Annotated in this window: 12 protein-coding genes and 1 pseudogene; 5 read left to right on the top strand and 8 right to left on the bottom strand. The window is 63.6% G+C overall.

The window, feature by feature from the left end:
- The coding region (locus tag AYJ54_RS52015) for a twin-arginine translocation signal domain-containing protein (protein ID WP_245328913.1) at positions 1 to 56 on the bottom strand (56 nt) is incomplete at its 3' end.
- Between the two features lie 242 nt (positions 57 to 298).
- Positions 299 to 613: a hypothetical protein gene (locus AYJ54_RS05890; protein WP_063697323.1), complete on the bottom strand. Its 315-nt coding sequence runs from the start codon at positions 611 to 613 to the stop codon at positions 299 to 301.
- A 111-nt stretch (positions 614 to 724) separates the two neighbouring features.
- Between AYJ54_RS05890 and AYJ54_RS05885 the strand changes: the two genes are divergently transcribed.
- Entirely contained in the window at positions 725 to 2683 is a 1959-nt protein-coding gene (locus AYJ54_RS05885; RefSeq protein ID WP_063697554.1) for an alpha/beta hydrolase domain-containing protein, read from the top strand.
- A gap of 115 nt (positions 2684 to 2798) precedes the next feature.
- Positions 2799 to 2912: pseudogene (locus tag AYJ54_RS53680) on the top strand (glutathione S-transferase family protein); the annotation flags it as partial.
- Positions 2913 to 2918: 6 nt separating this feature from the next.
- Here AYJ54_RS53680 and AYJ54_RS05880 read toward each other — a convergent pair.
- Positions 2919 to 3098 carry a hypothetical protein gene (locus AYJ54_RS05880; protein WP_063697321.1) on the bottom strand — a complete coding sequence of 60 codons (180 nt, stop codon included), beginning with the start codon at positions 3096 to 3098 and terminating at the stop codon, positions 2919 to 2921.
- 206 nt (positions 3099 to 3304) lie between these two features.
- Here AYJ54_RS05880 and AYJ54_RS05875 point away from each other — a divergent pair, with 206 nt between their 5' ends.
- A complete protein-coding gene (locus AYJ54_RS05875; RefSeq protein ID WP_063697319.1) occupies positions 3305 to 3766 on the top strand; it encodes a VOC family protein in 462 nt (153 codons plus the stop codon).
- 276 nt (positions 3767 to 4042) lie between these two features.
- On the opposite strand, the gene AYJ54_RS05870 is transcribed toward AYJ54_RS05875, so the two are convergent.
- The 3 genes from AYJ54_RS05870 to AYJ54_RS05860 form a co-directional block, all read right to left on the bottom strand.
- The gene (locus AYJ54_RS05870) at positions 4043 to 4390 is read right to left on the bottom strand and encodes a hypothetical protein (protein WP_063697317.1); all 348 of its coding nucleotides are present in this window, start codon (positions 4388 to 4390) and stop codon (positions 4043 to 4045) included.
- 72 nt (positions 4391 to 4462) lie between these two features.
- The gene (locus AYJ54_RS05865; protein ID WP_063697551.1) at positions 4463 to 4738 is read right to left on the bottom strand and encodes a hypothetical protein; all 276 of its coding nucleotides are present in this window, start codon (positions 4736 to 4738) and stop codon (positions 4463 to 4465) included.
- Positions 4739 to 4820: 82 nt separating this feature from the next.
- Complete coding sequence (locus AYJ54_RS05860; RefSeq protein ID WP_063697316.1) at positions 4821 to 6353, bottom strand: acyl-CoA carboxylase subunit beta; 1533 nt, start codon at positions 6351 to 6353, stop codon at positions 4821 to 4823.
- Between the two features lie 149 nt (positions 6354 to 6502).
- On the opposite strand from AYJ54_RS05860, the gene AYJ54_RS05855 reads away from it, so the two are divergent.
- A complete protein-coding gene (locus tag AYJ54_RS05855; RefSeq protein WP_063697314.1) occupies positions 6503 to 6907 on the top strand; it encodes a DUF4260 domain-containing protein in 405 nt (134 codons plus the stop codon).
- 28 nt (positions 6908 to 6935) lie between these two features.
- On the opposite strand, the gene AYJ54_RS05850 is transcribed toward AYJ54_RS05855, so the two are convergent.
- Complete coding sequence (locus tag AYJ54_RS05850; protein WP_245328905.1) at positions 6936 to 7589, bottom strand: carboxymuconolactone decarboxylase family protein; 654 nt, start codon at positions 7587 to 7589, stop codon at positions 6936 to 6938.
- A 137-nt stretch (positions 7590 to 7726) separates the two neighbouring features.
- Between AYJ54_RS05850 and AYJ54_RS05845 the strand changes: the two genes are divergently transcribed.
- A complete protein-coding gene (locus tag AYJ54_RS05845; protein ID WP_063697310.1) occupies positions 7727 to 8212 on the top strand; it encodes a hypothetical protein in 486 nt (161 codons plus the stop codon).
- 4 nt (positions 8213 to 8216) lie between these two features.
- Here AYJ54_RS05845 and AYJ54_RS05840 read toward each other — a convergent pair.
- Positions 8217 to 8959, bottom strand: a 743-nt coding sequence (locus AYJ54_RS05840; RefSeq protein ID WP_063697026.1) for an IS481 family transposase, incomplete at its 5' end; no start/stop codon positions are given.

Genomic DNA, 8959 nt, shown 5'->3' with positions numbered 1-8959 from the left:
GCGGCCGCTCCAGCCGCGACACCGAATGCAAGTTTCAAAAAGTTCCGGCGCTCCATGACATTTCCTCTGAGCTATCGGCAAGTGATGCAGAGTGAAGTGTCGCGGTGACGATATGAACTGCGGCTGAATCGCGCGTTCAGATTCATTGCAAGGCTGACACGATCGGCCGTAGCCGCCCAAGCACCGTCATTCGGGAGCGCGCGTAGCGCGAACCCGGAATCCATTGAGCAGCATTCGCCTGGCGGAATGGATTCCGGGTTCGCGCCAAGTGGCGCGCCCCGGAATGACGACGTGGTGGCTACTTCCCGAACTCCTGCGCAAGCACCAGCGTCTCGCGCGTCCGCGTCACCTCGGGCCAGTCGCGGTTGAAATCGGCCGTCAGCCGCTTCAGCGCCTCTCCCTTCAGCATGGCCTCGAGCGCCGCCTCGTCATCGAACTGATACATGGCCTGATGCAGCGAAGGCTCGCCGAGGCTCCAGAACCGCCACGCTTTGGCTACGCCGAACGCCTTCATCGCATCCGGCAGATGCTCGGTCTCGTACCATTTGTCGAACGCGGCGCGCTTGCCGGCATCGGTGACGGTGGCGCGGACGACGAAGAAGGCGGCGGGCATTGGGTTTCCTCCCGATGGTTGTTTGGCGGCAGGATAGCCGGTTATAGTGGCGACAACAAAAAGTCGCGCGACGGGCCTTCCCGATCGCGCCAGATAGGGGAAGGAATGGCCATGCGCGGGATCATCACGGGCCTCATCGCGATCACCTGTCTCTGGCCCGCCGCCTCCCCCGCCGAAATCGTCCGCTTCGATGTTCTGGAGCGCGTGCCCGCCTTCGCCGGCCGCAGTTTTGGCAGCGTCGGCACCTATGAGCGGATCACCGCGCGCGCCACCATCGCGCTCAACGCGTCCGACGAGCGCAACGCTGTCATCACCGACCTTTCGCTCGCACCGCGCAACGCGGACGGCAAGGTCGAGGCGACCGCCGACGTCGTGATCCTGCGGCCCGCCGATCCCACCCATGGCAACGGCACGCTGCTGCTGGAAGTGCCCAATCGCGGCCGAAAACTCGCGCCACAACTGTTCGACGACTCGTCCCAGCCCGGCGCCAACAACGCGCAGGCCGCGGAGGACGCCGGCATCGGCTTCCTGCATCGCCAAGGCTACACGATGGTGTGGGTCGGCTGGCAGGGCGACATCCCGTCCAAGCCGGGACAGATGGCGCTGAGCGCGCCGGTCCTGAAGAGCATCACCGGACCTGCACGCGAAGAGGTGATCTTCGACAACACCACGAGCCCTGCGCGGACGACACTGACCTGGCCCGCCGCCGATCCCGCCAACCTCAACGTCACCGTGCGCGCCGCCTGGGCCGATGCGCGGCAGACGCCCGCCGGCCTCTCCGCCAAGCTCATCGATCCCTCGACGGTCGAGATCACCAGGCCCGACGACTTTGATGGCGGCGCGCTCTATGAGATCACCTACACCGCACGCGATCCCGTGCCGCTCGGCATGGGCTTTGCCGCCGTGCGCGACGTCGTCAGCTTCCTCCGTCACGACGAGACCTCGGCGAACCCGCTGCTCAATGGGCTGCATCCATCCGTGAGCCGCGCCATCGGCTTCGGCGTCTCGCAATCCGGCCGCTTCCTGCGCGACTTCCTCTATCTCGGCTTCAACGAGGACCTCGCCGGCCGCATGGTGTTCGACGGCTTGATGCCGCATGTCGCCGGCACGCGGCGCATGGCGACCAATGTGCGCTTCGGCCAGCCCGGCCGCAACCCGCGTCATCCGCAGGATTCGGCGTGGCAGGCCGATCTCTTCCCCTTCACCTATGCGAGCCTCAGCGATGTCTACTCGGGCAAGACCGACGGCCTGCTCCGGCGCTGCTCGCTCTCGGCGACGTGTCCGAAGGTCATGCAGACCGACAGCGAGCACGAATGGTGGGCCTCGCACGCCTCGCTGCTCGTCACCGATCTTGCCGGCAACCACCTCGACCTGCCCGACAATGTCCGCGCCTACATGATCGCTGGCACGCCGCATTTCGCCGCGCCCACCGACGTCATGCGCAAGACCGTGCCGGCGATGTCGCTGCCGCAGAATCCGATGCATGCGGGCATGCCGATGCGCGCGCTGCTCACTGACCTCAACGCCTGGATCAGCGACGGCACGAAACCGCCCGCAAGCCGCGTCCCCATGCGCGCGCACGGCACGCTGGTGCCGGCGCAACGCGCCGTACCGACAGATATCCCCGGCCTTCCCTACGCCGGCATCCACACGCTCGCAGTCTTCTCCGACCAGAGCGTGTTGCCGCCAAAGGAGATCGGCCGCTATCCCGTGTTCGTGCCGAAGGCGGACAACGACGGCATGGCGATTGCCGGCATCCGCCAACTCGCGCTCGCCGTGCCGCGCGCGACCTACACCGCGTGGAATCCAAGGGCGCAGGGGTTTGGGACAACGGCGCTGTATCCGTTGCAGGGCGCGGTGGTCCCCTTCGCGCCGACCGAGGCCGCGCGGAAGGAAGTGCATGATCCAAGGCTGTCGATTGCGGAGCGTTATGCGAACGATGAGGCGTATGTCGCCGCTGTTCGCCGTGAGGCTGCGCGGCAGGTCGCGGAGCGATTGCTGCTGCCGGAGGATGCCGAGCGTGCCGTCGAGGCCGCGAAGCAAGGGAAGCTTGCGAAACTCGGGCAGTGAGGGAGCCGCGCGCCCGTAGGGCGGATTAGCGCAGCGTAATCCGCCACTTCTCTATCCGGTGAAGCAGAAGTTGGTGGGTTACGCTACCGCTAACCCACCTTACGCATTATGCTCGGCCTGTCGCGACTATGTCACGCGCGCCACGGCCCGCCCGGCCTTCATCAAGGCCCGCGCTGACCAGATGGCGCATTTCGCTGCGGCAGACGCGACACGTAAAGGCCGACCGTAGGGCGGGTCAGGCGCCCGCTAACCCACTCAACACACCGAGCCGTGATGAGCCGCACACAATTGACCCGTTCGTCCCGAACGATCCTACTGCGTCCAGCAGATGTTCCTTCTCATACCAGCGATCGAACGCGACGCGTTTGCCGGCGTTGGTGACGGTGGCGCGGACGATGAAGAAGGTGGCGGACATGCGGGTTCCGCCGCGGATGCTTTTGTGGCCCAACAACACTGACAACGAGGAACTCAGCAGCGGACAAGAATCGAAGCGACGAACTGCAGCGCGGCGCACCAGCCGTCATACTTTGTTCAAAGACCGGGCCGAAGATTCCGGACACGACATGAGGCGGGCTGGGTCGTCCTGCATGGATCAAATCCATCAAACCAGAGGAAACAACCATGGCAACCAAAGTAAAACCGGTTCCCGAGGGATACCACACCGTCACGCCCTATCTCGTCGTCGATGGTGCGGAGAAGATCATCCATTTCATGAAAGACGCTTTTGGAGCCCAACCGGTCTTCGAGCCGATGATGCGGCCCGATGGCAAGGTTGGACATGCGGAGTTCAAAATCGGAAATTCCATCGTCATGATTTCCGACCCCTCGGAGCGCGCACAAGCAACGTCCACGATGCTGTATCTCTACGTACCGAACGTCGATGCCGTCTATCAGAAGGCGCTCAAGGCTGGCGGCACATCGCTGATGGAGCCCGCCGATCAATTTTACGGCGACCGCAGCGGCGGCGTGACGGATCCGGCGGGGAACCGGTGGCACATCGGCACCCATATCGAGGATGTATCTCCGGCCGAACTGAAGAAGCGTGCGGCGGAGGCCATGAAGCAGCAGCACAAGGCTGCGTAGGCGAAGTCACGGCCTCGCAGGATGGGCTTCGCTATGCTCAACCCATCCTGCGCGGGCTCTAAAGCATGAGATTGAGCTGGCGCCGCAGCGGGAGGTTCACCTCTCGAGAGAGGTGAACCGAACCCGCGACCACGCCGATTCAAGCCAAATTCATCACGCTTCTAGTTCTGTGAACGCGTAGAGGGGACAAAACGCACCAGGGCGACGGCGCGCGTCGTCGTCTTGCCGGGTGCGACCTGGTCATGGTAGGCCCGCGGCAGGCGATTGCAAGCCGCTTCACATGAGCTTCATGGGCGTATCGGCGACCAGGCGAAGATCGATCCTACCGATCAGCTCCAGGCGGCGCATCTCCGCGGCACTGATCGCGGCCTCGGTCTGCCGCAACGTGCTGATGTTCGAGCCGAGCGAGACGATCCCGCCCAGCACCAGGGCGATCGATCCAAGCGCCGCGACCTGACCGAATCCGAACAGGCCGAGGATCGTGATCAACAGCAGTGCAGCACCGCCGCCGATGGCGATCTTGGAAGCTAGGATGAACTTCCGGCACCGTTCAGCGATCTCGGCCAGCGCCTCGATCCGCGCTTCGATCTCTGAAATCTCGTCGGTCTGATCGTCTTCGGTCATTGGATTCAGGATCGTCGATACTTGGTCACGAACGAACTTTGGCACCAAGGGGGACTGTAGAGCGGACCAGCGTCAGCTTACTGCAAACCAAGCTGTGTGCATTTCTTCCAGAAAGGCCTTGGTGATTTGCACGTCAGAGGCATCTCCAATCACGCTGTCTATTCCGCACTCGGGGCACAAGGCCGTAGAGTCCTCATCGACCCAATCGACGATCTGATCTGGACCAAACGTCTTCTTGCAAAAGAAGCAGCCGCAACGCTGACTGCGTTCGATGTCCGCGCGGTGGTTGCTGCTCTTCTTGTGAGCAAGGCGCAGCGGATGGTCTTCAGACAGGTCGAAAACACTCATCATAAGAGACTCGCCCTGCGGATACCCACTTCGATCGCGTCTGGTGGGTTACGGCTTCGCCTAACCCACCCTACGCTTCTCTCTACAACGGCAAATTGTCGTGCTTCTTCGCCGGCATTTCCGTCTTCTTGTCCTTCAGCATCGCCAGCGCGCGGGCGATGCGGCGGCGGGTCGAGTGCGGCATGATGACGTCGTCGATGTAGCCGCGCTCGGCGGCGATGAAGGGTGACAGGAAGCGGTCTTCGTATTCCTTGGTACGCGCGGCGATCTTGTCGGGGTCGCCGATGTCAGAGCGGAAGATGATCTCCACCGCGCCCTTGGCGCCCATCACCGCGATCTGGGCGGTCGGCCAGGCGTAGTTCATGTCGGCGCCGATCTCCTTGGAGGCCATGACGTCGAAGGCGCCGCCATAGGCCTTGCGGGTGATGATCGTCACCAGTGGCACCGTGCACTGCGAATAGGCGAACAGCAGCTTTGCGCCGTGCTTGATCAGGCCGCCATATTCCTGCGCGGTGCCCGGCAAAAAGCCCGGCACGTCGACGAAGGTCACGATCGGGATGTTGAATGCGTCGCAGAAGCGGACGAAGCGCGCAGCTTTCCGCGAAGCGTCAGAGTCGAGCACGCCGGCCAGCACCATCGGCTGGTTGGCGACGAAGCCGACGGTGCGGCCCGCGATGCGGCCGAAGCCGGTGACGATGTTCTTGGCGAAGGCTTCCGAGATCTCGAAGAAGTCGCCCTCGTCCACGACCTTCAGGATCAACTCCTTCATGTCGTACGGCTTGTTCGGATTGTCGGGGATCAGCGTGTCGAGCGACATGTCGACCCGACCGATGTCGTCGAAGCTCGGCCATTCCGGCACGCCGTCGGTGTTGTTCGACGGCAGGAAGTCGATCAGGCGGCGCATCTGCAAGAGCGTCTCGACGTCGTTCTCGAAGGCACCATCGGCGATCGAGGAGCGCGTCGCGTGCACGGAGGCGCCTCCCAGCTCTTCGGCGGTGACGACCTCGTTGGTGACGGTTTTCACGACGTCCGGGCCGGTGACGAACATGTAGCTGGTGTTCTTCACCATGAAGATGAAGTCGGTCATCGCCGGCGAATAGACGTCGCCGCCGGCGCAGGGGCCCATGATGACCGAGATCTGCGGAATCACGCCCGAGGCGAGCACGTTGCGGCGGAACACGTAGGAATAGCCGGCGAGCGCGGCGACCCCCTCCTGGATGCGCGCGCCGCCCGCGTCATAGAGGCCGATGATCGGCGCCCTCGCCTTCATCGCCATGTCCTGGAGTTTTGTGATCTTCAGCGCGTGGGTCTCGGACAGCGAGCCGCCGAACACGGTGAAGTCCTTGGCGAAGACGAAGGTCTTGCGGCCGTTGACGGTGCCCCAGCCGGTGACGACGCCGTCGCCCGGCACCCTGGTCTTCTCCATCCCGAACTCGGTGGAACGGTGCTCGACGAACATGTCGAACTCCTCGAACGATCCCTTGTCGAGCAGCAGCTCGATGCGCTCGCGCGCGGTCAGCTTGCCGCGGGCGTGCTGCGCTTCGATGCGCTTTTCCCCGCCGCCGAGCTTTGCGCCGGCACGACGTTCTTCAAGGGCGTCCAGGATATGTTTCATTTGCTCCCGCCAGTTCTTAGCCTAAATGCGATTGCCGGGGTTCTAACACGGCATTTTGCGGGCCGGGAAGCGGCTTTCGGTCTCGCAGGGCTGCCCTGCCCGCGCCGAAAGCGTGAGGGATTACAAAGTTTTGCCTGGGGAGACGGACCATGGATGAGGCAACTGCCGAGACCGGCGCGGCGACCGGTGGCGTCAAGCTCCTCTTGCGGCTTGAGGGGCTGACCCTGTTCGTCGGCATGACGCTGCTTTATGCGGCCTGGGGCGGCTCCTGGACGCTCTACCTCCTGCTCTTCCTGGTGCCGGATCTGAGCTTCCTCGCCTACCTGTCGGACGCGCGGTTCGGGGCGATGGTCTACAACGCCGCCCACAGCTACATGGCGCCGGTGACGCTGATGACGCTTGGTTTTGGCTTCGCCTCGCCCCTCACTTTGTCCGTCGCCTTGATCTGGCTCGCCCATATCGGCATCGACCGGGCGCTCGGCTACGGCTTGAAATATTCGGCCGGCTTCGGCTTCACCCATCTCGGGCGGATCAGGCGGCAGGACCGGGCCTGATCTTGCGCACACAAGAGAGCTCTTCGCCTTACGGCTCACCCGCCTTGAACGGCTCCTCCTTGCCCGGCGGCACCGTCTCCTCGGCCATCGCAAGCAGCATCGCGACCATCACGTAGTTGCCGGCGAGCGCGGTGAGATCGACGATCTGCTGATCGTTGAACACCTTCTTGGCGCGCGCGTATGTCTCGTCCGAGACCTTCTTGGTCGTGGTGAGCTCGGTGACGAAGTCGTAAACCACCGCCTCGTCCTCGGCCATCCCGGACGGCCGCTTGTTGGCCTTCAGCTCGGCGATGATGTCAGGCGACAGGCCGGCCTTCGCGGCGAGCGGTGCATGGGCGAACCATTCCACCTGCGAGCGCCACTGTCGTCCGATCACCAGGATCGCGAACTCATTGAGCTCGGTCGGGACCGACGTTTCCCAGCGCAGATAGTGGAACAGGTCGAACAGGCGCTGGCCGAGCACGGGGCTGCGGATCATCGGGTTGTAGGGCCCGCCGATGCCGACGCTCGAGACCTTCATGATCTGCTCGCCGAGCGGCTTCTGCTTCTCGTCGAGCTGGTCCATGGTAAGCTGCGGAAAGCGCGGCTCCTTGCTGGTGGCCGGCGCTGCAAACAGAGTGGCGGCCAGCCAGCCGCCCGCAGCGGCCAATGCCAGCGACGAGGCCCACAAGGCAGATTTCATCATTTCCTCCTTCTCGTTGTTCCGAGGCCCGGAGGGTAGCCCGGCAGGCTCGGCGAAACCAGAGACCGGCGGAACCCTAAGAACCGTTGTCCGGTTCGCGCGTTGGAACGGTCGATCCTTACGATGGAGGTCCGCAAATGACTGGATATGGTATCGCGCGGGCAGGCTTACTCATGACGGCGCTGTGCCTTCCCTGTGGTGCAGCCCAGGCTGCGGCATCTCCGTTCGCCGCCATGGCAGGCACATGGTCGGGCACCGGCATGCTGAGCACAACCGACGGCGGGCAGGAACAGCTGCGCTGCCGCGCGGCCTATAATGTCGCCCAAAGCGGCACCGAGCTTCGCCTCAATCTGAGATGCGCCAGCGAAAGCTACAATTTCGATCTCGCGGGCAATGTCGAATATCGCGACGGCGTCATTTCCGGCTCATGGAGCGAAGCCACACGCAACGCATCCGGCACGATCTCGGGGCGAGCGACCGAAGACCATGTCGACGCAGCCGCGCGCGGCGATAACTTCTCGGCCAATCTGTCGCTGACGACGCGCGGCAGCCGGCAGAGCATCTCGATCCGTCCGCAGGGCACCAACGTCACGGGCGTTTCGTTGGCGCTCAATCGGCGCTAGCTGGCTAGCTGTGGAGCCTCAACAGGTTGTTCCTGTTTAGAGCGAGTCTGCTGATGGGTGGCACGGAACCGATACTGCCATGAGGCCGATGCCAATTGTAGCGGTGAAGCCACCTCGGCAGCTCGTCGGCTCGTTCTTTTGAGGTGTTGTAGGCGCGGGCATAGGCCCACTCGCGCAGGCTGGTCTGGATAAAGCGTTCAGCCTTGCCGTTGGTCTTGGGCGTGTAGGGCCTGGTGCGGATGTGCTTCAGGCCGAGACGTCTGCAGGCTTTGCGGAAGGCAAAGGATTTGTAGCAAGAGCCGTTGTCGGTCATGACCCGCTCGACCTTGATGCCCAGGCTGGCGTAGTAGGCGATCGCTGCCTTGAGGAAAGACACGGCACAGCTCCTTCGCTCGCTCTTCATGACCTTGCTGAAGGCGATGCGGGAGGCATCGTCGATACAGACGTGGACGTATTCCCAGCCAGGTCCTTCACCGCGGGCACGCAGGCTGCTCTGGCCAGTTCGATCACCGGTGATGCGATGGCCTACACGGTTGAACTTGCCGAGCTTTTTGATGTCGATGTGGATCAACTCCCCGGGATGTTCGCGTTCATAGCGCCGCACCAGCTCGGCTGGCTCCAGGTCGCGCAACCGGTTCAATCCCAACCGTTGCAGGATGCGGCTGACGGTCGCCGGAGAGATCCCGACCTCGGCCGCAATCTGCTGGCCGGTGTGGCGCTGCCGGCGCAACACCTCGACCGCAGCGC

This window comes from Bradyrhizobium centrolobii (assembly GCF_001641635.1).
Lineage (GTDB): Bacteria > Pseudomonadota > Alphaproteobacteria > Rhizobiales > Xanthobacteraceae > Bradyrhizobium > Bradyrhizobium centrolobii.
Note: the sequence above shows the minus strand (reverse complement) of the source record. Positions and strands in the feature narration are given on the sequence as shown.